At 43.4% G+C, this 26,524-nt stretch carries 25 protein-coding genes; 6 read left to right on the forward strand and 19 right to left on the reverse strand.

The features are described from left to right. Positions 1-5 precede the first annotated feature (5 nt). On the reverse strand, positions 6-770 hold the full coding sequence (locus tag NSTC731_RS31285; protein ID WP_445628340.1) for a methyltransferase domain-containing protein: 765 nt from the start codon (positions 768-770) through the stop codon (positions 6-8). A gap of 164 nt (positions 771-934) precedes the next feature. Here NSTC731_RS31285 and hisC point away from each other — a divergent pair, with 164 nt between their 5' ends. After that, the gene (gene hisC / locus NSTC731_RS31290) at positions 935-1,996 is read left to right on the forward strand and encodes a histidinol-phosphate transaminase (protein WP_445628341.1); all 1,062 of its coding nucleotides are present in this window, start codon (positions 935-937) and stop codon (positions 1,994-1,996) included. Between the two features lie 202 nt (positions 1,997-2,198). On the opposite strand, the gene NSTC731_RS31295 is transcribed toward hisC, so the two are convergent. The 6 genes from NSTC731_RS31295 to NSTC731_RS31320 all read right to left on the reverse strand — a co-directional run bounded on the left by NSTC731_RS31295 (position 2,199) and on the right by NSTC731_RS31320 (position 8,822). Beyond that, the gene (locus tag NSTC731_RS31295; RefSeq protein WP_445627957.1) at positions 2,199-2,507 is read right to left on the reverse strand and encodes a transposase; all 309 of its coding nucleotides are present in this window, start codon (positions 2,505-2,507) and stop codon (positions 2,199-2,201) included. 5 nt (positions 2,508-2,512) lie between these two features. Continuing rightward, positions 2,513-2,752 (reverse strand): hypothetical protein, encoded by a 240-nt coding sequence (locus tag NSTC731_RS31300; protein WP_445627956.1) that lies wholly within the window; start codon positions 2,750-2,752, stop codon positions 2,513-2,515. A gap of 11 nt (positions 2,753-2,763) precedes the next feature. Further along, complete coding sequence (locus tag NSTC731_RS31305; RefSeq protein WP_445627955.1) at positions 2,764-3,258, reverse strand: helix-turn-helix domain-containing protein; 495 nt, start codon at positions 3,256-3,258, stop codon at positions 2,764-2,766. 288 nt (positions 3,259-3,546) lie between these two features. Further along, positions 3,547-5,658 carry a caspase family protein gene (locus tag NSTC731_RS31310; RefSeq protein ID WP_445628342.1) on the reverse strand — a complete coding sequence of 704 codons (2,112 nt, stop codon included), beginning with the start codon at positions 5,656-5,658 and terminating at the stop codon, positions 3,547-3,549. A gap of 198 nt (positions 5,659-5,856) precedes the next feature. Continuing rightward, on the reverse strand, positions 5,857-7,035 hold the full coding sequence (sat, locus tag NSTC731_RS31315) for a sulfate adenylyltransferase (protein WP_445628343.1): 1,179 nt from the start codon (positions 7,033-7,035) through the stop codon (positions 5,857-5,859). Positions 7,036-7,550: 515 nt separating this feature from the next. Then, the gene (locus NSTC731_RS31320) at positions 7,551-8,822 is read right to left on the reverse strand and encodes an FGGY-family carbohydrate kinase (protein ID WP_445628344.1); all 1,272 of its coding nucleotides are present in this window, start codon (positions 8,820-8,822) and stop codon (positions 7,551-7,553) included. A gap of 158 nt (positions 8,823-8,980) precedes the next feature. Here NSTC731_RS31320 and psaM point away from each other — a divergent pair, with 158 nt between their 5' ends. After that, on the forward strand, positions 8,981-9,112 hold the full coding sequence (gene psaM, locus NSTC731_RS31325; protein WP_190912801.1) for a photosystem I reaction center subunit XII: 132 nt from the start codon (positions 8,981-8,983) through the stop codon (positions 9,110-9,112). Positions 9,113-9,467: 355 nt separating this feature from the next. After that, positions 9,468-9,878: a slr1601 family putative cell division protein gene (locus NSTC731_RS31330; protein WP_322715129.1), complete on the forward strand. Its 411-nt coding sequence runs from the start codon at positions 9,468-9,470 to the stop codon at positions 9,876-9,878. Between the two features lie 225 nt (positions 9,879-10,103). Here NSTC731_RS31330 and NSTC731_RS31335 read toward each other — a convergent pair whose 3' ends face one another. Continuing rightward, a complete protein-coding gene (locus NSTC731_RS31335; protein WP_445628345.1) occupies positions 10,104-10,802 on the reverse strand; it encodes a tetratricopeptide repeat protein in 699 nt (232 codons plus the stop codon). 584 nt (positions 10,803-11,386) lie between these two features. Between NSTC731_RS31335 and NSTC731_RS31340 the strand changes: the two genes are divergently transcribed. Both NSTC731_RS31340 and NSTC731_RS31345 read left to right on the forward strand, forming a co-directional pair. Next, positions 11,387-11,851 (forward strand): hypothetical protein, encoded by a 465-nt coding sequence (locus NSTC731_RS31340; protein ID WP_445628346.1) that lies wholly within the window; start codon positions 11,387-11,389, stop codon positions 11,849-11,851. A gap of 6 nt (positions 11,852-11,857) precedes the next feature. Continuing rightward, entirely contained in the window at positions 11,858-12,427 is a 570-nt protein-coding gene (locus tag NSTC731_RS31345) for a glutathione S-transferase family protein (protein ID WP_445628347.1), read from the forward strand. A 112-nt stretch (positions 12,428-12,539) separates the two neighbouring features. Here the strand turns inward: NSTC731_RS31345 and NSTC731_RS31350 are convergent, their stop codons facing one another. The 4 genes from NSTC731_RS31350 to NSTC731_RS31365 all read right to left on the reverse strand — a co-directional run bounded on the left by NSTC731_RS31350 (position 12,540) and on the right by NSTC731_RS31365 (position 15,023). Continuing rightward, positions 12,540-13,031, reverse strand: a complete 492-nt coding sequence (locus NSTC731_RS31350; RefSeq protein ID WP_445628348.1) for a YajQ family cyclic di-GMP-binding protein — start codon at positions 13,029-13,031, stop codon at positions 12,540-12,542. 191 nt (positions 13,032-13,222) lie between these two features. Then, positions 13,223-13,621, reverse strand: a complete 399-nt coding sequence (locus NSTC731_RS31355) for an MAPEG family protein (RefSeq protein WP_445628349.1) — start codon at positions 13,619-13,621, stop codon at positions 13,223-13,225. Positions 13,622-13,889: 268 nt separating this feature from the next. After that, on the reverse strand, positions 13,890-14,393 hold the full coding sequence (locus NSTC731_RS31360) for a DNA recombination-mediator protein A (RefSeq protein WP_292860451.1): 504 nt from the start codon (positions 14,391-14,393) through the stop codon (positions 13,890-13,892). A gap of 84 nt (positions 14,394-14,477) precedes the next feature. Further along, a complete protein-coding gene (locus NSTC731_RS31365; RefSeq protein WP_445628350.1) occupies positions 14,478-15,023 on the reverse strand; it encodes a PadR family transcriptional regulator in 546 nt (181 codons plus the stop codon). Between the two features lie 95 nt (positions 15,024-15,118). Here NSTC731_RS31365 and NSTC731_RS31370 point away from each other — a divergent pair, with 95 nt between their 5' ends. Then, a complete protein-coding gene (locus tag NSTC731_RS31370) occupies positions 15,119-15,637 on the forward strand; it encodes a DUF4188 domain-containing protein (protein ID WP_445628351.1) in 519 nt (172 codons plus the stop codon). A 41-nt stretch (positions 15,638-15,678) separates the two neighbouring features. Here NSTC731_RS31370 and NSTC731_RS31375 read toward each other — a convergent pair whose 3' ends face one another. The 7 genes from NSTC731_RS31375 to NSTC731_RS31405 all read right to left on the reverse strand — a co-directional run bounded on the left by NSTC731_RS31375 (position 15,679) and on the right by NSTC731_RS31405 (position 26,512). After that, positions 15,679-16,773: a phosphotransacetylase family protein gene (locus tag NSTC731_RS31375; protein WP_445628352.1), complete on the reverse strand. Its 1,095-nt coding sequence runs from the start codon at positions 16,771-16,773 to the stop codon at positions 15,679-15,681. Positions 16,774-17,139: 366 nt separating this feature from the next. Further along, on the reverse strand, positions 17,140-18,213 hold the full coding sequence (locus tag NSTC731_RS31380; RefSeq protein WP_445628353.1) for a hypothetical protein: 1,074 nt from the start codon (positions 18,211-18,213) through the stop codon (positions 17,140-17,142). 494 nt (positions 18,214-18,707) lie between these two features. After that, positions 18,708-19,049 (reverse strand): response regulator transcription factor, encoded by a 342-nt coding sequence (locus NSTC731_RS31385; RefSeq protein ID WP_445628354.1) that lies wholly within the window; start codon positions 19,047-19,049, stop codon positions 18,708-18,710. A gap of 272 nt (positions 19,050-19,321) precedes the next feature. After that, the gene (locus NSTC731_RS31390; RefSeq protein ID WP_445628355.1) at positions 19,322-23,452 is read right to left on the reverse strand and encodes a PAS domain S-box protein; all 4,131 of its coding nucleotides are present in this window, start codon (positions 23,450-23,452) and stop codon (positions 19,322-19,324) included. A 13-nt stretch (positions 23,453-23,465) separates the two neighbouring features. Then, positions 23,466-25,445 (reverse strand): GAF domain-containing sensor histidine kinase, encoded by a 1,980-nt coding sequence (locus NSTC731_RS31395; protein WP_445628356.1) that lies wholly within the window; start codon positions 25,443-25,445, stop codon positions 23,466-23,468. Next, a complete protein-coding gene (locus NSTC731_RS31400; RefSeq protein WP_445628357.1) occupies positions 25,432-25,569 on the reverse strand; it encodes a hypothetical protein in 138 nt (45 codons plus the stop codon). The genes NSTC731_RS31395 and NSTC731_RS31400 overlap by 14 nt, the downstream gene beginning before the upstream one ends. 442 nt (positions 25,570-26,011) lie before the next feature. Next, entirely contained in the window at positions 26,012-26,512 is a 501-nt protein-coding gene (locus tag NSTC731_RS31405; protein ID WP_322674359.1) for a fatty acid hydroxylase, read from the reverse strand. Positions 26,513-26,524 lie beyond the last annotated feature (12 nt).

Raw genomic sequence — 26,524 nt, forward strand, 5'->3', positions numbered from 1 at the left:
GTTTCTTAAATACACCCCCACATTAAGATACGCTTGTAGGGAAAAAAGAACGGGCGCTCATCCTCTAACAACTCGAATAGCTTCTGCTGATAGCGTTCGACAAATCTCTCATAGGTTTGGGCATCCAGTAGGGACTCATAAGCCGTTAGCAATGTCCCGCGATACCACTCCACTACGGCTTCTCGTGAGGGCAACACATGCCCATAAATTTGAAGCTTGACTTCCTGCTTGACAAACCCCAATTTATAAAGCAGTCTGGCGTATGTTTCTGGAGGAAGTACCTCTAAACGCCGCACATATCCTCTTAATTCTTCACTGAATTCCTGTGCAGTCTCAACTGCTATCTGATGCACTGGCTCACTATCCATCATTGGTATTTGTACGGCAAGCTGCCCACCAGGTCGCAGTTTTGCCCGCAATTTCTCAAATAAAATCTCGTGTCCCGTCAACCACTGCAATGCCGCATTAGAAAATACCACATCAAACTCCTCATTTCCTGGGTTTTCCTCAATCCGTCTTTGCTCAAACCGTAGTCCATTGCCTTCAAATTGACGCGCCTTTTCCAGCATTTTCTCAGAAGCATCTATCCCTAAAGTCTCCTGTGCTGCTAAGGTTTCATGCAGATATTTCGTTAACTTTCCGGTTCCACACCCTAAATCGAGAACTCGTAAGTTTTTTTGCCAATGTACCATGTCTACCAAGTCGTAGAATGGACGACTTCTTTCAGCTTGAAATCGTTCGTATAGTTCTGGATTCCATTTATCTGACATATTTTTATAATTCGTAATTCGTAATTTATAAAGCCGTATTTTCTGATGTAAACGACAAAAAAAACGATATCGTCAGAAATTGCGGGTTGAAATTTGCTTAAGATACGCCATAAGGTGTTGCAGCTACGCCCGTTGTAGACATCCCACCCAATTTACCATGCCCTATGACCAACTACTTTCGCTCTAATGTTGATGCAATGGCTAGCTATGTTCCTGGCGAGCAGCCTCAACGTGGTACACAGATTATTAAACTTAACAGCAATGAGAATCCCTATCCTCCTTCTCCTGCGGCATTAGCTGTGCTACGGAATATTGATGGTGAATGGTTGCGGCGGTATCCAGAACCTTTTGGGGGAGAATTTCGGCAAGCTGCAAGTAAAGTTTTAGGAGTTCCTAGTGACTGGATAATTGTCGGAAATGGCAGTGATGAATTGTTAAGTGTGGTGATTCGAGCCTGTGCTGAACCTGGGAAAAAGGTAGTTTATCCGATGCCTACTTACGTGCTATATCGGACATTGACAGAAATGCAAGCGGCGGAAATTATTGAGATTCCTTACAGCAAAGACTACAGCTTACCAAAGGACGAATTAGTTGCTGCCAATGGGGCTGTGACCTTTATTGCGTCGCCCAATAGTCCATCGGGTCATGTGGTGGCAACAAATGATTTGCGAAAATTAGCCAGCCAGTTATCTGGAGTTTTAGTGATTGATGAAGCATACATAGATTTTACCGAAGAGAATGCATTGACTTTGGTTAAGGAATACGAAAACGTGATTGTGCTTCGAACACTATCTAAGGGGTACTCGTTGGCAGGATTGCGATTGGGCTTTGGGGTGGCGAATCCTAAACTTTTGCAGGGATTGTTTAAGGTTAAAGATAGCTATAACATTGATGCGATCGCTTGTGCAATTGGCACGGCTGCCATCACTGACCAAGCTTATAAAAATGCTTGTGTAGCCAAGATTAAAGCATCACGGACTAAGTTAGCAACAGACTTAAAACAATTAGGTTTTCATATCTGGGATTCCCAAGCTAACTTTTTGCTGGCACAGCCAAGAGAAGGAAACGCAGAATATCTCTATCAAAAATTGAAGGAACGGGGAATTTTAATTCGCTACTTCAAGCAGCCTGGACTAGATGATAAATTACGCATTACTGTTGGGACAGATGAGCAAAATCAGGCTTTAGTAGAGGCACTAATAGCAATTCCAAATTCCAAATTCTAAACTTGTACTGAGCGTCTTGCCCTGAGCGAAGTCGTTGGCGCAGCCTCTCGTAGAGAAGGGAGTCGAAGTATTCAAAATTAAGAAAGTGAGAATTAGCATAGGTTTGATGGTTTGCATCTAGTATCATATTTTTTGTGAATTGGTATAAGTAGGTGGGCGTAAATATTTGTCGTTGGGATAAGGCAGAAGTCATACCAATTCTTTATGAAGCTGCGCTAAATAAGGCTTCAAGGATAAAATTGTAAGAAGTAAGAGAGGCAATCATGGAAGGTGTAATTTCTTTGAGGGCATCAGTTAACTTTTGCTGTAGTTGTGAGAGTGTTTTACAGTTTTCCCATTGGAGTTGAGATTTGAGAAATTCCCAAAACCGCTCAATCGGGTTGAGTTCAGGAGAGTGAGGAGGCTGAAAGAGCGGGATAATGTTATCTGGAAAATCGAGAGTTTTCGCTTTGTGAAAAGAACCTCGGTCGAACTGAATTACGGCACTATCATCACCAAGATCAGCAGACAACAACTCTAAGAAGTTTTGAAAACTGCTTCCCCATTAAGGTAAGGGAATTCGTAGAAAAAGCTGTATCCGCTTAGAGGTTCTACAACTCCATATAAATAAAAATTTTCGCGTTGCCATTGACTTAAACCTACAGGTTTAACTCCCTTAGCTGTAATTAAACGTCCGGTAATTGTCTTTAATCCTAAACGTGTTTCATCCTGACATAAATACCTCAATCTTTTCCCTTCGCCAAATTCCTCCTGCAAGAATTTGAGTGCTAGAGGCAGTTTTTTTTAAAGTGAGATAGACTGTCTGGATGTTGTTTGGTGCTTTGAGGACGCGGAACTTTCAGCTTGGCACCAAGTTGATATCTCACTAATTGGTATACCGTTTTATAAGCAACATTTAGTCCTAATTCCGCCATTAACCATTGTTGAATCTGACTGTAACTTTGAAATCCTTGTGGTTCGGATAATCTTTTTTTTAAACGTTCTAAATTCTCGCCACTGACAATTGGCTGTTTTCCTGGTGCCTGTTTCACCTCTAGTAAGCCTTTGTATCCTAATTCCTTGTATTTTTTTAGCCAACGAGTTACTGTTGCCTCATCTCTCCCTAACAACGCTGCCAGCGATCGCCTACTTGTAACCTGTCCTGTTTTTAGCCAGTTGAGCATTTGTAATCTCTCTTTGCTACTAGCTTCTAGCGCATATTTCACTGCTTTTTGTAATTCTTCTTGGCTCTCTTTAATTTCAACTATCAATCTCCGACCCATTACACTTTTACCAAATACACCCTTTTCCACAATTTAGCGCAGCTTCATACAGAATTGGTATCAGGAGTCAGAATTCATTCTGATTGAAAAAGCGAATAGCGCAGCGTATCGTAGAAATTAGACCTCTTGCAAAAATATGTTTTTGCACTCTTAGGGAAAAGGGACTCATATTAAAGGAAAAGGATTTTGAGTTTCTTTACCCTTTTCCTCCGCCCCTTTACCCCAACAAATGCCAATAAATCTAATGTCTTGATTCTGAATTCTGCATTCTTCTTCAATCACATTAACTTACAGCACTAGAAAACTAAAGCTAAGACTTGCCCAATTATTCACATCCAAGCTATGTGAATCGGCTGCTGTAACGTTCATCTCTGTTTTGAAGGCACTAGCGTTATGTAAGTCTTGTAGCAAAGCTTGTACAACTTCTAAGGAATTCAACAATGGGCCAATTGGTTCTTGTTCGGCTGTGGAATACTTGGCAGCGTTCAAAGCGGCCAGAGTTGCGTTAAAGGGGGCAGTACTAAAAATCAGTTGGTGTTCGCACTCCGAAGCTGGTCCTGAAATCATCCATTCGGAAGCAGTATTCGTTTGGGGTAGGATGAGGGTTTCACCTGGAGAGATAACGACTTCTTTCAGGAGGGGCTTGGTGTCCGAGGTGTTTGGTTCTTGGGGGGTTTCCCAAGAATACAAGGCGATCGCTGTATGATTATTGTTTAATCCCAGCAAGATTAAATATACTGGGCGATCGCTCTGGTTTTCTACCCGATATTGCATTCGACTACCGATAGGGACAATCGGAGTAGGGAGTGATTTTTGAATCGAAGTTTCTGTTTTAGAAGTTCGTACTGTTTCGCGCTGCATGATAACGCGAGGCGATATGTTGTTAATTATTTCTAAGGTTGTCTTGAGAGCCAAGCGGGAAGAACCTTGATTTTCAGTCAGCCGCCATAACTTGGCTGCTAACAAGGTTGATAATTTTGGTGCTAACTTTTGCACTGTTGATTTTACTGCTTCTCCTGCTTCCCCCGTGGCATTAGAAATTAGTTCGCCACTAAGAGAAAATAAACCATAACGGCTAGGTGTTTGCTGTAGTTTGGCAAATAGATAATCAGCCGGTTTTTCCCCTGCGACTACGGTGGAGACATGGGGAAATGCAGCAAAGGCACTTGTAGCGTCTACCCGCTCAATTCTTTCTAATCCAGTATCCAGAGCAATTATTAAATGAATATTTCGGGGTAAAACTCGGACTGCTTCTTGGACAAGTTGCCCGATTTGTAGGGGATTTGCACCTTCTATTTGGGAAATTTGCGCTTTTGCTGTTAACCCAGTCCGCGATCGCAATACTAATTCTTCTCTTGTTGTTCCTAAAGTAAATCGAGAATTAACTCCGTAGTATAGCAGCACTTGTGGCGGTAATCCTGCTAACCACAGCTGGACTGTTTTACCGTCTTCTTCAATGGCTGTCACTGCGCCTTCTGCACCAATAATAGTGTCTGGCGGTAGAGACGTTAAATGTTGATTTTTTTGACTACTTAATAACCCTGGTTGTTGTTTACTACCCAATTTGGATAGAGAATTTTCTATATACGAGAGGGCGACTTGAATTTTGGTATTTGGGGTGAATTCCCACAAATACTGTGTCAAGGCGTAGGTAAATAACCCAGCACTAAAACCAGAAAAGAGTTCTTCCCTCGCCGACTGCTTGGGATTTAAGGTAGCTGCTAAGACAATCGGCGTGCTGGGTAACTTCTGAGTTTTAAGTTGTTGAAGAAAGTCGAGTTCTTTTGCTGCTAGCTTTGCCTCTACTGATTCTGGAAGGGCACGACTTTTTAATCCTAATACTGGGGTTGGCGCATGATAGCTAGTATCTAATACTGCTGTGACTCGATCTGTAGGGAGCGATCGCAATAATAGCAATAAAGTTTCTTCTAATATATAGTTGACTATTTTTTCTTCTTGTGGCTCAAAACTGGTATTAGCTGTCACCAGAGCATTTTGGATTGTCTCAGGAGATGTTTCCAATTTGACACGGCTGCCATAACCGCTAAAGTGGAAAAAGACCGCATCATCGGGTTTAGCTTGATTGCCCAAGCGATCTAAAAAAGCTGCCTCAATGAATTCCCTACTAGCTTCTTCCTCAGTTAAGGTTAGGATATCTGAGCCTTGGAAACCAAAGCGATGAATCAAAACCTCTCTTTGTAGTTCCACATCTGTCAGACAACCACTGAGGGCTGGAATTTTTGGGTATTGGTTAATACCTATTAACAATGCCAACTTGCGCGGACTGGGTTGTGCCAAAGCTTGATAATAGCGATTTCCTAAAGACAACCACTCAGCTTCAGTTATCCCCAATACCGCGAGTATTGAGCCAATTCTCTCTAAAAACGCGCGACGTTTCATAATTAGCTATCAGCCCTCAGCTATTCAGTTAGCAGCTTACAGGGCTGAACTCTGTATTGTAAAGTTACAAAAATGTAGGGAGTGCAGGAGACTTGGGGGACAAGGGGACAAGGGGACAAGGGGGAATTCTTGAACAAACCTCTCCCAAGTCTCCCCCCTCTTCCTTGTCTACCTTGTCTCTTCTTCATGCCCAATCCCCTAAGCCGTTACTTCTATCCGCATTGCCCGCGCTAACTCTGCTGCTACCTCTGGACGAGAAAATTCTGGTGGAGGTAACTCACCGCGCCGCAGCATTTCCCTAACTTTTGTCCCTGATAGGTGAATGCGTTCTTCTGGCCTGCTGGGACTGGTTTTAGATGTTGCCATCTGCTTAGTGCGCGTGCAGTAAAAAGCGTGTTCAAATTTCATGGGCACAATGCCTAATTCACTTGGCGCAAATTCATCAAAGATATACTGAGCGTCGTAAGTGCCATAATAGTCACCAACACCAGCATGATCCCGTCCGACGATAAAGTGAGTACAGCCGTAGTTTTTGCGGACTAAAGCATGGAAGATCGCCTCACGAGGCCCAGCGTAGCGCATTGCAGCGGGATTAATTGCCAAAGTTACCCTGTCTAAGGGGTAGTAGTGTTCCAGCAAAATTTCATAGCAGCGCATCCGGACATCAGCGGCGATATCATCTTCTTTTGTCGCCCCGACTAATGGGTGCAAAAATAGACCATCAACAGTTTCTAAGGCGCACTTCTGAATGTATTCATGGGCGCGGTGGATGGGGTTGCGAGTTTGAAAGCCGACAATGGTTTTCCAACCCTTGTCTTGAAATAGTTGCCGTGAGGCTGCTGGATCGATTTGATAAGTGGGAAACTGGGGATGAGGTTCGCGTTGCAACAACCAAATATCACCCGCCAGATGTACACTACCTTGGTTATAGAGTACCTGTACGCCGGGATGATTGACATCATTAGTACGGTAGACTTTTATTGCTTCGCGGATTTTGTCGTAGTGATATTTTTGCGTAAGTTGCAAAACTCCGATAAATTCGCCACTGGAGTTATCCAGACGGATTAAGCCGCCTTCTTGCAACGGGGAAGCTACTTCTTCGCTTACCGATAGTGTAATCGGGATTGACCACACAAGACCGTTAGCTAATCGCATTTCTGTGACAGTGCGATCGTAGTCTTCTTGGTTCATAAAACCCGTCAGCGGACTAAAAGCACCGATCACAATCATTTCTAAATCGGAAACGGCGCGATCGTCAAGTTGCACTCGTGGCAAAAAGTCAGCTTTTGAGAGAAACTCTGCTCTTTGTTCTGGTGTAGCGATACGGTTAACCAACTGTCCACCGTGGGGGGCTATGGCATCTGGATTGTGACTCAACTTAATCCCCTCTCTGCTTTTACTGTTATTGTTTCAGATTATGTACTAACTTATCAAATGCTGGTACGTAGAGAAAAATAGTTTAGGCATTGGGGACAAGAGGCACAAAAGCAGCACAACTTTTGGAGACGCTCTTGCTAGCAAGCTTTAAGAGGAGGGGTACGACTACGCTTAGTGAGCGAGGGGTATGGGGCAAAGTAAATATTAAAAGCGATCGAATCCGAGTCCGCAGCCTTACCTTTTCTCTAGATGATAATTTCGATCGCGCCGATCAAACCTTCTTCAAGAACCTTTAGATTTTCTCCTAATTCCCTCAAAATTTATACCAGTAATGAGTAAAGGGGATCGATGACATTTCGCTTGCTGCGAAGCACCCATCCCCGAATAGCTGCCCAGATAATGAACCTGGAATCTATAGTCCGGTATCTAATCATCCTAGTATCGGCCGAGATATGTCGATTGTCACTGGGATAGATACTGATTTAGAAGATATCTACAAAAATACAGGTACACAATTACTCTTTTTCAACGCTTCTTCCATTCCCCATCGCCAACAGTGCTGTCCCGTAAGCAGCTTCTGTGTATACTGACGCTACTACAGGAACCTGCAAATGACGTGCCCTAATTGCAGTCCAAGTATCATTCGCCGCACCACCACCAGCAGTATAAACACGGCTCAATTTGTCTGCTCCCATTTGCTGTAATAATTCATACCCTCGGCTTTCTATGCGGGCAATGCTTTCTAACAACCCATGCAAAAATTCTACTGGATTATCTGGGCGTGGTGACAAGCGTGGGGGTAGATTGGGATCGTTAATCGGAAAGCGATCGCCTACCTTCAACAACGGATAATAATCTAACTCGCTGGCAATTGAAGCATCAATCTCCCGACTAAGGCTTTCTAACTCAAGGTTTGTGAAAAATTTCTTTAGTACTGCACCCCCAGTATTAGAAGCACCCCCTGTCAGCCACAAATCACTCAACCGATGGCTGTAAATTCCATATCTAGCATCTTCTACACGGGTACGACTTAACAACTTTAGTACCAACGTTGAACCAAGGGAAGTCACGGCTTCACCAGGTAATTTTGCCCCACTGGCAAGAAAAGCGGCAATACTATCGGTTGTACCAGCACACACCAGACAATTACGACTTAAACCAAACTTGTCCGCAATTTCAGAACGCAATTCGGCAATGGGAGTCCCAGGAGTTAAAACTTTGGGTAGCTGAATCGGTATTTCTAGCAATTCTTGCCATTCTGGGTATTTCAACTCTTCTACGTCATAACCCAGCTTTAAAGCATTATGGTAATCGCTAATACCCAATTGTCCATGCAGCAGAAACGCCAGCCAATCTGCTTGATGCAGGAAATATCTAGCTTCACTAAAAGAGGGTTGTTGCCTCATCCACAAAAGTTTAGCGAGGCTAGAGGTGGCACTCAATACAGTATGATTGGGAGGTGCAATACTCCTCAAATGCTCTAGCACCAACGATCCCCGCGCATCGTTATATAGCAATGGTGCATCTACAGGGTTGCCAGCAGCATCGACCAGCAAGACGGTAGAGGAAGTACCATTAATTGCGATCGCTTTAATTTCTCGCCGCAATTGCTCGGGTATTTGTTCCACCAACGCAAACAAAGCCTTCTGCCAAATTTTTGGCGTCACGGTACTTGGTGAGTCGTAGAAGGGATATCGCACCTCTGCCTGAATACAAGAGGCTTCCTCGTCAATCACCACACCGCGTCCGCCAGATGTGCCGAAGTCGATACCCAGATATAAATTCATAATTTTTATAAATTTTTTTAATGGAGAATAAATAAGAACTACTGACCAATAACTGCTTTTGTTGCATCTTGTAACAAGATATTCCACAATTCTGGCAAAACAAGGAAAAGTAGTAAACGAACTGTTCAAAATCAATTCAGGTTAGGAGGTTTTCAGCCATGCCTATCTTAGATACTCTGTACATTGCTCAAGTGTCTTCCATCTCAGATACTCAAGTCTACATCGCTCTAGTTGTAGCCTTGATCCCAGGAGTTCTAGCTTGGCGATTAGCCACGGAACTTTACAAATAAGGCTCCGATGTGACACAGTTGAAAAGCTAATAATCCTGGCAGTACGGGGTGCAATTTCCAGATTTTATGGCTTTATGTCATAAGTACCTAGAAACCTTGCACTTACGTAAGCCAGGTTATTTTTTAACTAGTGCGACACTTGTAGCTATTTCAAAAAAATGAAGTAATATGACAGCTAAATCAAGCATTCAGGAGTGCTGATATCTGAGTGCTAAGTGCTGAGGAGCCAGTGCGTTGCGGAGGTTCCCTCCGTTGTAGCAACTGGCGTTGCTGAGTTGGAAATCTCACTCATAACTCATAACTCAGCACTCTTGATAGTGTTTCCCTTCACTAAGCGAGGTTATCTTTTAGCATCATGAACGCGATTCAACCCTCCAAACCACCGTTACAACCTATACAAAAACGCCGAGTCATTTCTCGACCAAAGCGGCATCTTCGGCAACGTTCTTACAAAGTGATGGCACTAGAAAGCACAGCCAAAATAGCGGTCAATCTTGTGATTACAGCCGTTGCAGCATCCGCCTTAACACAACTCTTGCCTTATCATTGGTTACAGCAAGAAAAATTGCGAGAAATGAGTACTGAAGTCAAGCTGATGGAAGGACATGTCAATGGTTTACAGGCGGAATTTAGCCGTAACTTTGATCCCCAAGAAGCTAAAATTATTAGACAACGACAAGGATACCGATTCGATCCCAGCCAGCGTCAGATCGTGTTGATGAATCAAGATCGCCGAGAAGATGAGCAAACAGACTCGTCACCCTAAGACAAATGGCGAATTTGGGATTATTTAGGTTTATTGTGATTTAGGCTACGTATAAACCGGGTGTTAATTTATATTATTGCTAATAAATAATGGTTAATAGCTAATTTTTGAATAGCTATGTAGTTATCATCTATTAGTTATTAGCGATACAGCGTCACTAAACTATAGTTCAAAATTAATCAATTATTTTGAATTTTAAATCCCCCAGAAGAACTAATCTACCAATTAGGACGCTGATTGAGATAGTAACTCGTTTAACCAATTTTCGAGTTGTAAACGCAAGCGACAATCAGTAATATCCTTATCATTGTCGAGAGAGGTTAGTTGAGTAAGAGCGCGACGATAATCAGCGATCGCACAATTCCAGTCGCCCCAAAGATGGTAAGTCCTGCCGCGTTCAGCCCAGATATGACCTTCTAGTTGACCGAAAAGCAGTGCTACCTCAAAATTATCAATTGCCTCTTGATATTGCCCCAAATCACGCCAGGTAATGCCTCGGTTAATCCACGCCCGGACATGGTGAGGTTTCAAATCAATCGCTCGATCGTAGTCGGCAATTGCTAATGCTAATTCTCCACAAGCCGCGTAGTAATTTGCGCGGTTATTATAAGCACTAGCCAAATAAGGATTCAGTTTCAGGGCGGTATTGTAGTCGGAAAGCGCTTTTTCCCTTTCGCCACTTTGGAAATAAATTAGCCCCCGGTTGTTGTAATCAACGGCATTATCAGGATGGCGGCAGATTAGTTGGGTTAAAAATGCGATCGCTTCGGTATAATCTCCTTGTTGAGCCAACCTCAAAGCACAAGAGCGCAAGTCGCTATCCCCAAAAATATATTCGCTGCGATCGCTTTTCCTCCGCTCTTGAAGTTTATTTGTACTATTTAAAACATGGTCATCGTCAGCTAAAAATGAGTGAATATTCATCTTTCCCTGCTTGAAATCCCTGCTTTTTTAAATAAAAATTGAGTTTTTTAAGGCTGGTGGTTTTACCACTATTTTTATTTTCAAGGTACTTATGGTTACTTGAAAGCCATCTTAAGACTGAGATTTAAACTACTCACACCAGTAGAAATCTACTCTTTAAATAAACAATTGCTCCTCAAACCTATTCATAGATACTCGATCCCGAAGATGAATTCCAGAAATAGCAGACGTTAATCTTAAAGACTAGTCAAGTAGTGAGAGCAGCAAATTGGTAGAATGCCAACAAGCCGTTCGTTAAAGAGGGAATGAGGAAGCAGGGGAGCAGAAGAGGGGGAAAGGGGAAAGGGTAAAGGGTAAAGGGTAAAGGGAAAGTGCAATTCAAAGGCAATACCGCACCTTATCTTTTCGCAGAAGAGGGGGAAAGGGGCGGATCTTCTCCTTTCCCCTTTTCCCCTTTCCCTTTCCCCGGCGCAGCCATCCTCCTACCCTCTTCCTTGTCTACCTTGTCTCTTCTTCATACCCTGTTTCCAATGCCCAATGCCCCATTCCCTAAATTCAATTTTTAAATTTTGAGAAATTTTCTGATGACAACTGCAATTTCCTATCCCAATGCCCCTGATTTAGCAACCGATGATTACATTGTGGTCGGCTTGGCAACCTGCTTCGTCAAAGAAGATGGAGAAGTTTATCAAATCGAAGTTATAGAACCGATTCCCTCTGCGGCTTTGGAAGCGCTTTTAAAGGGCATTCCTACCTCCTATAAGCTGGCTCATGCCACAACTTTGGGATCTGTGCTGGATGGCGATTCACCACTGCTACCAGATGGCTTTCCAGAGTCGGCTCAGTTTGGAGAAGAATTTGTACCACGGGCATTTGCAGCAGCTCGTACCTATAAGCGTCGTGAATCTGCAAAATCTCTGATTCCCTTGGGTACAAACTACACTGAATTTAAATATTCAATTGAGCGGAAACGGGTGTTAAACGCAGCCAGAATTGTAACCAAAGAAGACAATATTAAACAGCATTCTCACACTCACAAAGTGCTTTAAGTAATTATGCTAAAACTTTACGGTGGCGTTCGTAGTCGAGCGTCAATTGTCCACTGGTATTTAGAGGAATTAGGAATTCCCTACGAATTCGTCAAGCTTGATATGCAGGCGGGTGAACACCTCCAGCCTGCATATTTAGCAATTAACCCATTTGGTAAAGTTCCAGCAATTGTTGATGGAGATTTTCAGCTTTGGGAATCTGGGGCAATTTTGTTGTATCTTGCCGATAAGTATAGTACAACTCCACTTTCACCAGAGGAAAATGCTCTATTTTCCCAATGGGTGTTGTTTGCCAATGCTACCCTTAGCCCAGGGATTTTTGTAGAAGCAAATCGGGAGCGGGAAATGCCCCGCTTGTTGACTCCCTTAAATGAAATTTTCAGTAAGCAGCCTTTTTTACTTGGCAATGAGTTCACTGTTGCTGATGTAGCAGTGGGGTCTATTTTGAATTACATTCCCATGATCCTGAAACTAGACCTCAGCCCCTATCCAGCAGTGTTGAACTATATGAAGCAGTTATCTGAACGTCCGGCATTTCAAAGAAGTATTGGCGGACGGACTGAAAATAATTCGTAATGACGCTCCTGCGGACGCTCGAGTACTCCCTACCGCAACGCTTTCGCTTGCCGCCGGCGCTAACGTAATTCGTAATTCGTAATTGAATTTTTAACTACGAATTACGAATTTTTTAACGATAATTTGTAAATTGTAAAGCAACTGGGTAGTCTTCTTGTTTTAGCCGCTGCATGACAGCTTGCAAGTCATCTTTAGATTTGGCAGAAACCCGCACAGCATCACCTTGAATTGAAGCTTGTACCTTTTTAAATTCGTCCCGAATCAATTTGGAAATTTGTTTGGCAATTTCCTGACTTATGCCTTTTTTGAGTTTGATTTCTTGACGGACACGATTACCACTGGCTGATTCAACCTTGCCAAAATCAAAGATTTTTTGGGAGAGGTTACGCTTGGCGGCTTTTTCTCGCAGAATGGTGTGTACAGAATCTAAGGTAAACTCGCTGTCAGTACTAACGTTAATGCTTTCTTCAACTAACTCGACAGTAGTTTCAGTGTCTTTGAGGTCGTAACGACCTTTGATGTCTCGGATAACTTGATCGACAGCGTTAACCAACTCTTGTCGGTCAAAGTCGCTCACAATGTCAAAAGAAAAAGTAGAAGCCATAAAACATTTTGGATTTTAGATTTTGGACTTCGGCTCCTTTCGGCTCCGCGGTAGTTGAATCTCGACTTACTTCGACTACGCTCAGTACAAGTCGCTCGATTACCGCGCAGTCGAAACTCAAGGCAAGTCGCTTAGTCGAACGATTTTGGGTTGGAAAAACTCTTCCCCAGTCCCCAGTCTCCATGCCCCAATTAACTAGTAGCTTGGATGATGCTCAAAAAGATGAGAGTGGCAGAGCTAGAGATGCCAATGGCAAACATGAGCGATCGCAAAAGGGGTATATTCAAAATATAAAAAATTGAGTATAGGAAACGAGCCACCACAAAGGCGATCGCCGCTACTTGGGCTGTAAAAGAATTTACACCAGTTATATAAGCCATCAATGCGGCTGCGGAAAATATCATAAAGGCTTCAAAGGTGTTCTGATGTGCCCAAGTAGCCCGTTGGGCATAAGGTGGCAATTTATCAAACATGGCGCGAGGAGTAGAAAACATTTCATACCCAATACGCGCACGGGCATAAGCTACTAGCAAAAATGGCACATAAATGAGAAATGCAGCAGCAGCGATCGAGTACAAAAAAATTATCATTACTTATTAGTCGTTGGTTATTAGTCATCTGTGAGCCAGCGCGGTCTTCTCCCTTGGCGCTAGCCTCTCCCTTTGGAGAAGGGGAGACGCTTTAGCGCATAGCACAGCGTAAAGCCTTCGGCATGGCTTTGCTTAGAGCGAGTCCGCGAGCGTCTGGGGGTTTCCCCCATGAGTGACTGGCGTTAGCGAGGATCGAGCGTCACCCGTAAGGGTCATCAGTCATCAGTCATTAGTCAAATACAAATGACAAAAGACAAATGACAAATGACTAATCAAAGTAGAAAAGCGTTACCACTTTTCTTTGTTCTTCTGCATCCTGACAAGTTTGTAACAGGGTGCCACTGTCGTGAAACGCAAAGCAGATTAGTTGCTGGCAACGCGAGACAATTTCCTTGTTGCACAAGTAACTAGCTTCTGCTAGAGACAGATTATCATTACTGGGATTTTCGACTAGATGCATTACCTGTTCTAGTTGCTGGCGCGATTCCAAAGGCTGGCGTTCCAGACTTTGGGGTAGAATCACTGTTAACAAATTTGCATCAGCCCGGGTTGCTCCCTTGATAGCAGCTGAATTTGTACCTGTAGCACCAGAAGTGATGATTCGATTACCTGATAAAACTAAGGCATAAGTCATCATTTCAATAAGATTCTGATGCGTAATCGGGACGTGACGAGAACCCAGCAAGGCAATTCTTTTAGAACCCGTTTGCTGGATTGTCGCCAGTTCTTGCGCTAATGTATCGAGGTTAATAAGGTCTGTTGATTGGCTCAAAGATGGAGATAATCAGACTAAACGACCCAGATATTTTACCAAACAGCGTGTAGATGCGAGGAAAACTTAAGTTAGACATTGCGACTATTTTTCGATTCTTTGATTCAGTAACTCCATTACTTGGGAACACCAGGCTAGCCAATGTGTTTCATAACTAATGCCATTTAGGAGAGTTAAATACTGAAATTTGCCTGCTTCTGGTAGTTCTTGCGGATTTTGAAAGTAACGCTGTTCTAATTCATTGTACGTAGACAATTTTTTTAGATGGGCTTTTTGGTGATGTTCTAATTCTGCCAAGATGGTTTGGTTAGGAACAATATGACCAGCAAAAATTTTTACCAGTAAATCATCTTTAATCGGTGTGGGTTCACAAGGTTGAGCAATCCACTCTTTGAGGTGCTGTTCTCCCAAGTCTGTAACGCTGTAGAGCCTTTTATCTGGCCGTCCGGTTTGAAGAATCGATTCGTAACTAATCCATCCATGATCTTCTAGCTTCGCCAATTCCCGATAAATCTGCTGGTGGCTTGCTGACCAGAAAAAGCCTACAGAGCCATCGAATCTTTTTGCTAAATCATACCCACTACAGGGTGCATCAACCAGAGCCGCTAATATTGCGTGCGCTAATGCCATAATTTTGAATTCACTACTTGACTTATGCAACTAATTGCATAAAATAAGTTAATATACAATTAGTTGCATATTAACTTAAGAACAAGAAGTGGTATATGCCTCAAGTCATACCGGGACGATTTACAGCCCAAATTGATGAACCCTTTGTTGTGTTTCTGATTGGGATGCGAATTAATAAATTATTCGCTTTTTCCAAATGGCTTCCGACTGCAACAGCAATGTCGCCCATGTTACGAAGCCTTTACCAGAATCCCGAAAAAGGGTTTTTAGGGGGAGAAACTTTTGTTTACTGGCGAGGAGTGGGACTGATTCAGTATTGGCGATCGTTCGAGGATTTGGAGCGTTTTGCTAGAAATCCAGCCGATGTACATTTAAAAGCTTGGCAAAGGTTTAATCAAGCTATTGGTGCTGATGGCAGTGTTGGCATTTGGCACGAAACCTATTTAATTGAACCGGGAAAATATGAGGCGGTTTACGGAAATATGCCTGTCTTTGGATTAGCTGCTGCAACTAATCATGTCCCAGCTATCGGGCGCAAGGAAACAGCACGCCGTCGCCTGGGAGGTGACGGCGAACCAGCTGTACCTTCACCAGCGATACAGCCTCCTAACTGATAACTGAGCATTGATGCTCTTCATAGTTTGAGTTGATGAATCTAAGACAATGCCGCTGCGGGAGTTAAACCTAGTTTGGATAACAAGCGGTCAATGTCAAAATGCTGGGACATCAACTGGCGAATATACTGAACCTTAATCGGCTCGTGGACACGGACTTGACCAAAAGTGCGATCGACAATTCCTACAGTAGTTAGGGTATCTAAGTCAACAGACAAAATGGGGATTTCTAGTTCTTCAGCGCGACTGAGAATGAACGGCGGCGGGGGTAGTTGCCCGGTAAGAATTAAACATTGGGTAGAAGTTTCTAAAGCCGCTTGCTGAATTTCCACCCGATCGCCTCCTGTCACCACTGCCATATTCCGGCGTTTGCGGAAATATTTTACAGCGGAATTGACATTCATTGCTCCAATTGCTAAACTTTCCACCAACAAATCCATGCGATCGTTGCGACAGAGAACGTCAGCCTTTAACTGCTTGACTAGTTCGCCAACACTCACACTGCGAAGCAAATCGCTATTCGGCAGCATTGCTAGTACTGGAATACCCTGCTGTTCCAAAAATGGTAGGATGAGGGTTTCAACCGCTTCTAGTTGGGTGATAGGGATATCATTGATCGCAACTCCAATCAAGCGATCGCCCAGACGCTGTTTTGCAGCCAACAGCGCCTCAACCGAAAGCAAGGATTTATAGCGGCTTACTAACAGCACACCAGCATCCAATACTTCAGCCATTTGCAGCAAAGACAAATCAAACAAATTGCCTTCGGACAAATTACCAGGCCCCTCCAGTAACACTAAATCTCCTTGAGACTTATGTAAATACTGCTGTATTAGGGACTGCTGATAATCGGTTTTGTCTTCCCCCCGCAAGCGCTTTTGCACATTCGGTTCATCCAAAGCCAGCATTGTAGGTGCAACGCGGTTTTCCGGCAAATTGAGGCTAAGAGCGATGAACTGGACATCTTCCTCAATTACGGTTCCACCGGACGAATTGAAAGACGTACCAAGTGGTTTACCGTAGCTAATATCCAGACCTTTTTGCTGTAGCTGATGAGACAAACCCAGAACAGTTGCAGATTTACCGCTGTAATTCTCGGTCGATCCAATCAGCAAATATTTAGGGGATTTTGGCACACATGCACTCCTAATTTCAAAAGTCAGAAGAACCCAGCTAGGTGTTTCCTAATTCTAGTTCCTTCTGGCAAAAGCCTCCCGCTCTCACAAATTAAGCTTTCCCAGAATTACCTTCTGATTGAACAAGTAAGAGGCAAGGGTAAGGATGAAAGCTTCTGTTTGGCAAGATGATCGAGTTTTGAAAAACTGTATAAGCTAATGCGCCTACATATTGCACAAACTCCGTTAAGACCGTCATTAGTCATTAGTCATTTGTGTTTACCAAGGACAAATGACAATTGACTTAGGACAACCTTCACCAGTTGATGTGCTTTTCTTTTTGCGTAACAGCTTAGAGATTTGGGGTTGGGAAAGCGAAAATGCTAACTAGTCCACTTTCCCTGTCCATAATTCAGAGCATTCCAAGTCCAAGAAAGCTGTTATGGATTTTTGCAATTGCCAAAACCATAACCATTTCATCCGTTGGCGATTTTCTGCTAAAACGCACCACTCTGTAGCAACGTAAAGACTTTGAACTGCGGTAAGTTTATAATCGTTGACCAGTTGCTCCCAATCATAGCCAAAAACACCATTGCTGATGAGATTTGCATGATATTCACGCAAAATCGGAATTTCCCATTGCCTACGTAAATCAGTCTCCCACCAATGCACCATCATATACGCAAGATCGCTTACTCCTAGCCAGGTAGTTAAAGACCAATCAAACGGTTGGCGATCGATGAGATAGGTTTTGCCGTTTCCATTTAGGGGAGACAGGACATTACCAGGGTTAAGATCGCCATGAATTAGCGTAAAGCCAGATGGGTTTTTTGTACGCTCAATCATCTTGTAAGGATGATTTTCAAATACATCTATTAACAATGACTTCCATGAATCATCAATTTTGGTCTTAATCTCCTCTAACATTGGTAATAATCCAAGTTGAACGTGAGCTACATATTGCTCAATTTCAGTCTGGCTAGTAATATTACTGTCAATAACTCGTAATTTTTCAACACCCCACCAATGAGCGTGTAATGTGGCTAATGCTTTAGCGACTGTACAACCATAGGCAAGTGTCGGCTGAATTCGTCGGTTGTCACAATGGCTTGTAGATAAGTCTTCTAAAAGAAGGTGATAACGACGAGGATTTTCTGCATATCTTGCATGGTAGCAAGTAGGTATAGGTCGATTTGCTAGCTCAATGTAATCCCGTATATAGTAATTGACTTCAGATTCACCGAAAATGTCATTGTTATCTGCACAAATTTTTAGCAGCAGGGATGCTGGTAATGTACCTGTTGTTTCTGATTGATACTGAAGCTGAATTTTAGTAAGCTGAGAATTACTACTATTTAAGGCTTCAATAGCAAAATTTTGGATAGAGTCAGTGGCGAGTGCTGAATTGAGCCAGTCAAGGTTAATTTGATTAATATTAGTAATGACTTCATCTGTATGCATTTGTGTTTATCTATGGTTTTATTTATATCAAGTATAAATTCAGGAGTTTCTAATTTCCTGAGATTAGTGTAGAATTTGGATTGTAATTTTCAGATTTAACTATTTAATCATATAAACAACGTATAGCAATCTTAAATAATTCATGAAAATCTCTCTTGATTCTCTCGGCGTCTGGAGCGATCGCCTACGGCAAGCCACTCGTTCTTTACGTTATAAGAAATTATTTCTCATAAGTTAGATAGGATTAATCTACCAAAAGCAGATGCGATCGCCGCTAATTTTAATAATTTTAAAAAGTATTTAATTTTATCTAAAAAAACTGGTGATAAAAGTCAAAATAGCCTAGTTGCAGAAGTAAGCTACGCCCATTGCGGATGAATTAGCATAACAAAGAAAGTACTGCGATCGCCTACGTTAAATTGTAAGCGATCGCAGATGAAAATTATTCATAACTTTCCTCACAAACCCAAAACCTGCATTGATTTTTCAAGTACTTATTTGGGGCGGAATGGTTTAGTTAGATATAAGTCTGCACCAACCTCAATTCCTTTTTGTTTATCAAATTCCTGTCCTTTAGCTGTCAAAATTATAATGTAGATATCAGTCATTTGCAGGTCGTGTTTTACAATATGGCAGACTTGCAGACCATTCATTTTCGGCATCATCACATCAAGAAAAACTAGATTTGGTTTTTCAGTTTTAATAGTTTCGAGAGCTTCTTCGCCATTTCTAGCAGTTAAAAGTTCAACACCCTCGTCTTCTAATGCTTCTAGGGCTTGTTCCATCAAAATCAAGATATTGGGTTCATCGTCAACAATTAGAATTTTCTGGTTCATAAGGATTGGGTATTGGGTATTGGGTATTTGTACTGAGCGGCTTTCCCTGACTTGTGCCGAGCTTGTCCTAAGCGTAGCCGAAGGGCAAAGTCGAAGTAGCGCAGTAGAAGGGAGTTGAAGTACTGGGCATTGGGCATTGGTAAACAGGGTATGAAGAAGAGACAAGGTAGACAAGGAAGAGGGGGGAGACAAGGAAGAGACTTGTCCCCTTGTCCCCCTGCTCCCCTGCTCCCTTGCTTTTTGCACAGTCCCCAATCCCCACTCCCTAGCAATTACTGTTCTGACAGCATAATAAAAAATACATTTTCTAACTCCTTCTCAAAGCGTAGGGTTTTCACCAAATCGGCTTCTTGAGAGAAGATAGAATCGATGATGATCATGTCAGGTTTGGCTGACAGGGCTTTATTGATGCATTCTTGCGGATTGGAGGCTTCAATGACGCTGTATCCCTGAGCTTGTAATACATCAGATAAAGTTTTTAAGGCTGAGGCATTTTTATCTACAACCAATACCTTTTTACTAGAAGTGCCTTGGTAAAGCAGTGAGCCAATTTCGCTAAGGAGTTTTTCTGTATCAATGGGCTTGGTGAGATAGCGATCGATGCCAATGTGGTAGCCTCGTTCTTTGTTTTCAATAATTGACAAAATAATGATCGGAATGTCTGCGGTCTGAGGATCGTTTTTGAGAACAGCTGCCACATCGAAGCCGTTGATTTGGGGCATCATCACATCCAAGAGAATCAGATCGGGACGGGATGTTTTGATTTGATGAATTGCATCCATACCATCCTTTCCTTCTCGAACGTTGTAGCCTTCGTTTTCCAATTGTTGACGCAGCAGTTCCCGAATGTTAGCGTCATCATCTACAACTAAAATGGTTTTATGGTTTTGGTTCAGTACAGCGTTTTTGGTAATAACGTGTTCTTTGAGTTGTTTGACAAGCATATCCAAATTCAGATTAGCAGTGGTTTGTCGATCGCAAGCGTAGGTGGGAATGATGAACGAGAATATGCTGCCTTTACCTGGTTCGCTCTCAACCCAGATTCTACCGCCGTGATGATCGACAATTTGTTTACAGATGGGCAGTCCTAACCCAGTGCCTTTGGGTTTGTCGGTAAGAGTGTCGCCAACTTGGCGGAATTTCTCGAATACTTTCGGTTGGTCTTCAGGTGCAATTCCAATGCCTGTGTCGATGACGCTGATGCAAACACCGTCGTTTCCTTGTTTAACGCGGCAGATGACACAACCAGATTCGGTAAACTTAACGGCATTAGAAATCAAGTTAATTAAAACTTGCAGCAGACGGTTGCGATCGCCTACTATCTGAGGCAGTCCAGGTTCAATCTCGCTGACCAACTGCAAGCCATTGGTTTCAAATAACCCGGCAGTAGAATTGGTTGCCCAATCCAGTAATTCGCTGGGATCGATCGGCTGCATCTGCCATTCCACCTTACCTGCTTCCATCTTGGCGATGTCCAGGACATCGTTAATCAAAGACGTGAGCCGTTCTGCTTCCGACACAATAATGTTGAGATTGTCAGCCACCCGCTTAATCGTTTTCTGAAGCTTGCGGTCTTCGGTAGAAATCATTGGGAACACATCGGTTTCCAGCTTTTCTTGAATGATCGACGCAAAACCGAGGACAGAAGTCAGTGGCGTTCGCAGCTCATGGGAAACTGTTGAGATGAAATCGGTCTTCATCTGGTCGATTTCCTTTTCTGCCGTCACATCTCGAATTAGCAGTGCTGAACCGAAGCAGGCAGCGGGTTCCGAATTTGCCGTCTTTTTGAAAATGGCGGTTGCCACTGCCTGACCAATGCGTTCTTTGGTCAGTGCAACTTCGGCAGAGAACACCTCACCAGGATGGGATTGAGTTCGTGCAATTAGGTCTGCTAAACCAGATATCGGCAATTCTCGGTAGTGACCGTTGAGGGCGGTAGCTGTTAATCCATGCATAGCTAAAAAAGCAGGATTGAAGTGGGTGATTTGTCCTGCGGTGTCTACCACTAACAAACCATCTGCTAAGTTATCCAAAATGGCATTTAATCCCTGCGCTTCTGCTAGGGTATTTTGCAAAGCAGCTGTCCGCTCTACAACTCTAGCTTCCAGTTGTTGATTTAGTTGCCGCAGAGCGATTTCTGCTTGTTTGCGGGCACTAATATCGGTATTGATTTCTAGCATAGCGCAGGGTTGACCAGATAAATCTCGTTGCAAAGTCCAACGGCTCTGAACGGTGATCGGTCTGCCATCGCGCGTTATGTGTTCCAGTTCTCCCTCCCAAGTACCCTCCCGTAGAAACTCTGATAGGATTTCTTCTAAAGGTTTTGGAAAAGTTGATTTTAGAAATGTGTGAATGTATTGGTCTTTCACTTCCTCACGCGTCCAACCGTAGAGTCTTTCGGCACCCTGATTCCAGTAAGAGATTTTCTCGCTCATGTCGCGGACAATGATGGCATCGCTGGAATGATTCAACATATCCAATAAACGTTGATTTTCAGCTTCTGCCAGCTTGCGATCGTGAATATCGCTGCAAGCGCCAATCCATTCCCGAATGCTGCCGTCTTCTTCTAGTACGGGGGCACCGCAGACAGAGAAGTAGCGGTATGTGCCATCCTTGCCACGCAGTCGATATTCGGTTTGATAGATACCTCGGTTTGCCACAGCAGCATTCCAAGCTTCTGTGGAGCTGGCACGGTCATCTGGGTGAATCGGATCGAGCCAGCCCCAACCTTCAACTTCAGCTTGGCTCTGCCCCGTATACTCAATCCAGGTGAGCATTTCCTTGCTGATTCCCAGTCCTTCTGGGGTAGCTCCCCAGACAATCTGTGAAGTAGCAGTTACTAAGGAGCGATATCGTTCTTTAAGACGCTGATTTTCGGCTTCTGCCAGTTTGCGATCGTGGATATCGGTGCAGGTGCCAATCCATTCTCGGATGCTGCCATCAACTTCTAGGATGGGGGTGCCACAGACAAAGAAGTAGCGGTGTGTGCCATCCTTACCACGCAGCCGATATTCGGTTTGAAAGAGACTCTGATTTGCCACAGCAGCACTCCAGGCTAGGGCGGTGCAGGTACGGTCATCGGGGTAAATCGGATCGAGCCAGCCCAAACCCTGGATTTCATCTGCACTCTGACCTGTGTACGCTAACCAGGTAGACATTTCACTGCTCACCCCCAGTCCTTCAGGGGTAGTCACCCAGACAATTTGCGAACTGGCAGTCACCAAAGAGCGAAACCGTTGTTCGCTCTGTTGCAGAGTTTGTTCTGCTAGCTTGCGATCGTGAATATCGGTGCAGGTGCCAATCCACTCCCGGATGCTGCCATTTGCTTCCAAAACAGGAGCTGCATTGCAAAAAAAGTAGCGATAAGTGCCGTCTTTGGCACGAATCCGATATTCCAGTTGATAAATAGTCTGGTTTGCCACAGCAGCACTCCAAACTTCAGCACTGTAGGCACGGTCATCGGGATGCATGACATCCAACCAGCCCCAGCCCATCATTTCGGCTGCACTTTGACCTGTATATGCCTCCCAACCAGCTATTTCAGAGTTCACCATTCCTTCCGGAGATGCCGTCCAGACCATTTGTGAAGTGGTAGTCACTAAAGAGCGATACCGTTGTTCGAGATATTGCTTCTCGGCTTCTGCTAGTTTGCGATCGTGAATATCGGTGCAGGTGCCAATCCACTCCCGGACGCTGCCATCTTCTTCTATAACGGGCGCGCCCCAGACCCAAAAGTAGCGATAGTTGCCATCCTTGCCACGAATTCGGTATTCAATTTGATACATACTCAGGTTTGCCACGGCAGCACTCCAGACTTCTCCGGTATAGGCGCGATCGTCAGGATGAACGGCATCAATCCAGCCCCCATTTTCCGCTTCAGCTAGACTTTGACCTGTATAGGCTATCCAGCTTGCCAGTTCAAAACAAATTCCTTGTGGTGTGCTTACCCAGACAATTTGTGTATTAGCTGTTACCAAGGAACGGTATCGGGCTTCACTCTGTTTCAGTATTTGTTCGGTATCTTGGCGTTCCTGCTGGACGCGTCGAAGGTAGCTGATGTCCTCTACACTACACCAGATCAGTTGCTCTCCATCTTTCTCAATCATCTGTCCAGAAATCCTCACCGGAACCAGATGCCCGTCTTTATGGATGTACTCCTTCTCATAAGGGCCATAGCGACCAGTTCGTTCCAAGTCTTCTAGGCAAGATTGCTCTGTAGCAGCATATTTTTCTGGGGTAATCTGCCAGTAGGTGAGATTCAGGGTTTCTGAAACAGTTCGCCCCAAAATGGCAGCATAGGCGGGGTTGATGCTAATTAACGTCCCATCTGTTCGGCAAAGTACCAGCCCAACAGGACATTGTTCAAATAGCTGACTATTGTATTCATCAAGTTGGTTAAACATGATTGAGGTTTCTTTAGTGGCGTATTTGGGTAGGGTTAGAACAACAGAACCAAGACAACAAAGTGGCGTAAAGCTTTAACGAAATTGGGTGGTGTTGAAACATTTGGTAAAGTTGATCGGGTGATGCACTTTCCACATCTGGACTGTGCTGTGAAAGTCGCTGGATCAGTTGAGTATGGCGGATCAGCAGATCCGTCGGCTTGAGGATTGGAGCTGTTGATCGAATAAAACCGTCGGTATCGGGAGTAGGGGATGATTCCGTTGTGGGAGTTGACAAGCCAGATGTGCTATTTTGTTCTTCAATAGCGTCTGCCAATGCACAATTTATTGGAATCTGAATCCAGAATTCTGTGCCTTCACTCGGTTGAGAACGACACTTAAGCATTCCCCCATGTTTGTCTACAACAATTTGGTAGCTGATTGCCATGCCTAACCCCGTTCCCTTCCCAACATCTTTCGTGGTGAAGAAGGGATCGTAAATGCGGCGAATTACCTCCTCCTTCATGCCTGGGCCGTTGTCGGCAATGCGAATTACAACCCACTGGTGGTCAATGGCTATGGTACGAATAGTGATTTGGGGATTCGGGGTTGGGGATTGAGAATTATTTTTGATTCTCCGATTTTCCATGCTTTCTTCTAAAGCATCAATGGCATTTGCCAGGATGTTCATAAACACCTGATTCAATTGTCCGGGATAGCATTCAATCAGAGGAAGTGTTGCATAGTCTTTAACAATTTCAATTGCCGGACGATGAACATCTGCTTTCAGACGATGATGAAGAATCATTAGCGTTCCATCGATGCCATCGTGGATGTTCACGGCTTTCATTTCAGCTTCATCATGGCGGGAGAAGTTTTTCAGGGATTGGACAATTTCGACGATGCGACCTGTGCCCAGTTTCATCGAATCTAGCAGTTTGGGAAAATCCTGCATGATAAATTCCAGGTCTATATTGTCTAACTCTGATTCCAGTTCTGGAGGAGCAACAGGTAGAAATTTCTGATACTTTTCCAACAGGTGTAACAAGTCTTTAGTGTATTCGGCAACATACTTTAAATTGCCGCAAATAAAATTAACTGGGTTGTTGATTTCGTGGGCAACTCCAGCAATAAGTTGTCCGAGACTGGACATTTTTTCGCTTTGGATTAACTGAGTTTGGGCTAATTGCAACTCATGGAGAGCTTGCTGAAGCTTCTGTGTTTGGGCTTTTGCCTGGAGAGCTACTTGAGTGCTTTGCTCGTAAAGCACAGCTTTGTCAATAGCGATCGCTGTTTGAGAGGCAAAAATACTCACCAGTTTCAAGTGTTCAGCCTTGTATGAGTCAGTTTTGGACGTTCCAATAGCGATCGCTCCCAGTACCCGCTCTTTGGCTCGTAACGGTACACAAATCATTGCACTAACGTGTTTTTGTCCCTCTAATCGCGGATCGGCTTGCACATCATTAACGAGTTCGGCCCGGTTGGATTGCACAATGCTGCCGATAATTCCCTTACCGGGTTCTGGCTGACTGTGGTCAAAAAACACTCCAAATTCGGCAATGATTTCAAACGCAGTTGCATCTCGATTCAGGAGCAGAATCATTCCCGCAGATGATTCAATTAATTGACTCAATTCTTGAAGCACAAGTTGGGCAATCTGTCGCGTATCTAAACTTGTTGTCAGTTGAGTCGAGATATCGTCAAACAAATCAATTTCCTGATATCGCTCTAACAATTCTTTGGCGAGTACTTTTTTTTCAGCTTCCTCCTTTGCCAAAAATGAAAGCAAATTTGCAAGTATAGTTGCCTGTTCTTCTCCAACAACCCAACCGATGATTTCTCCTGAGACCTCGATTGGATAACGGTTTTCTACAGTTTGCTCTCCAATGCTAATTAGTTTCGTGCCGTCTACCAGTTCAATATCAATCGCGATGTTGAACTGGTAAACTAAGTTATGAATAAGAGATGGCAACTCTTTTTTGTTGAGCATCTTTCTGAGGCTAAGTGCGGGCATGAAACACCTCATCTAGAGCAGGTTGCAAATTTCTCACAATCAGTGTTGGTTCGTTGGCGTAGTTTCTCATCGAGAAAAATACAGTGTATTGCAAACTCCTGCCACCTTCAATGTCGCTATCCATACTCCTTTGCATAAGCAAGCTAGAGCTACCATCTCCCGATAAGAGAGGAATTTTCATAAAAATCTAGGGATATAACAGTTTACTAATTAAGGCTAGTTTTCCCAAAAACCTTAGCGATATAACAGCGAAGTCGAACGGTAGCAAATATCTTTAAACTCTTTACCAGAGGCATTTTTCTGTTCTTATAACTCGCTTAATGTTTGATAGGTTCTAAAAAAACTATAAGTAAAAATTTATTAATTATATAAAACCATAGATTAAAGTCTATGTTAAATTCATGTCTGTTGTTACTACTCCTGATAAATTGGGAATCAGCTTTTTTGAGTATAAAAGTTAGCGTATTTATGAGAGTAAAATAATCGCCTTTAGTGCATCAAAAGAAGCTGCGATCGCAGCTTCTTTTGGTGGTTTTAAAAAGTATTTAGGTAGGTGCTAGTTTTAGTTAGATCCGAGAGTAGCGAAAACGAAGTCTGAGTAGCCGTAGCCAGCGTAACCACATTTGTGCAGGTTGTTCAAAGAAAGTAAAAATATCACCGAAACCCAAATTAGTTTTGTGATGATGTAACCAGTGTCTTTCAGGAGTAGTAATAAATAGAATTTGGCATAAAATATTTACAGGCTTTGAAGTTTGCCAACCCAGTACACTTATATGTCTCCACCATACATGTAATTGACCAAGCAGTAATCCAGAAATCACGCCAATAGGAGAAAAAGACCACAGGACTACTGCTATAAGTACATAAGGCAAAGCTCCCAAGATACCATCTAAAAGAACTTGGGGATTAAAAGTCAAAATAGCGTAGTGGCGGAAGTCTTTCTTCCAGGAGTGGTGCGTTTTTAAATGAAGGCTACCAAAAACGTGCTCGGGTACGTGGTAAAAAAATGTAGATAGAAAATCGCCAACAAACAGTAACAACCAAGCAACAGCGATAGCCTCAAGCATTTGTACTCCTCA

This window comes from Nostoc sp. DSM 114167, assembly GCF_052692655.1.

Coding starts and splice junctions, on each gene's coding strand:
- NSTC731_RS31285 (WP_445628340.1), bottom strand. CDS start 770: ATGTCAGATAAATGGAATCCAGAACTATACGAACGATTTCAAGCTGAA.
- hisC (WP_445628341.1), top strand. CDS start 935: ATGACCAACTACTTTCGCTCTAATGTTGATGCAATGGCTAGCTATGTT.
- NSTC731_RS31305 (WP_445627955.1), bottom strand. CDS start 3,258: ATGGGTCGGAGATTGATAGTTGAAATTAAAGAGAGCCAAGAAGAATTA.
- NSTC731_RS31310 (WP_445628342.1), bottom strand. CDS start 5,658: ATGAAACGTCGCGCGTTTTTAGAGAGAATTGGCTCAATACTCGCGGTA.
- NSTC731_RS31320 (WP_445628344.1), bottom strand. CDS start 8,822: ATGAATTTATATCTGGGTATCGACTTCGGCACATCTGGCGGACGCGGT.
- psaM (WP_190912801.1), top strand. CDS start 8,981: ATGCCTATCTTAGATACTCTGTACATTGCTCAAGTGTCTTCCATCTCA.
- NSTC731_RS31330 (WP_322715129.1), top strand. CDS start 9,468: ATGAACGCGATTCAACCCTCCAAACCACCGTTACAACCTATACAAAAA.
- NSTC731_RS31335 (WP_445628345.1), bottom strand. CDS start 10,802: ATGAATATTCACTCATTTTTAGCTGACGATGACCATGTTTTAAATAGT.
- NSTC731_RS31340 (WP_445628346.1), top strand. CDS start 11,387: ATGACAACTGCAATTTCCTATCCCAATGCCCCTGATTTAGCAACCGAT.
- NSTC731_RS31345 (WP_445628347.1), top strand. CDS start 11,858: ATGCTAAAACTTTACGGTGGCGTTCGTAGTCGAGCGTCAATTGTCCAC.
- NSTC731_RS31350 (WP_445628348.1), bottom strand. CDS start 13,031: ATGGCTTCTACTTTTTCTTTTGACATTGTGAGCGACTTTGACCGACAA.
- NSTC731_RS31355 (WP_445628349.1), bottom strand. CDS start 13,621: ATGATAATTTTTTTGTACTCGATCGCTGCTGCTGCATTTCTCATTTAT.
- NSTC731_RS31365 (WP_445628350.1), bottom strand. CDS start 15,023: ATGGCATTAGCGCACGCAATATTAGCGGCTCTGGTTGATGCACCCTGT.
- NSTC731_RS31370 (WP_445628351.1), top strand. CDS start 15,119: ATGCCTCAAGTCATACCGGGACGATTTACAGCCCAAATTGATGAACCC.
- NSTC731_RS31380 (WP_445628353.1), bottom strand. CDS start 18,213: ATGCATACAGATGAAGTCATTACTAATATTAATCAAATTAACCTTGAC.
- NSTC731_RS31385 (WP_445628354.1), bottom strand. CDS start 19,049: ATGAACCAGAAAATTCTAATTGTTGACGATGAACCCAATATCTTGATT.
- NSTC731_RS31390 (WP_445628355.1), bottom strand. CDS start 23,452: ATGTTTAACCAACTTGATGAATACAATAGTCAGCTATTTGAACAATGT.
- NSTC731_RS31395 (WP_445628356.1), bottom strand. CDS start 25,445: ATGCCCGCACTTAGCCTCAGAAAGATGCTCAACAAAAAAGAGTTGCCA.
- NSTC731_RS31400 (WP_445628357.1), bottom strand. CDS start 25,569: ATGGATAGCGACATTGAAGGTGGCAGGAGTTTGCAATACACTGTATTT.
- NSTC731_RS31405 (WP_322674359.1), bottom strand. CDS start 26,512: ATGCTTGAGGCTATCGCTGTTGCTTGGTTGTTACTGTTTGTTGGCGAT.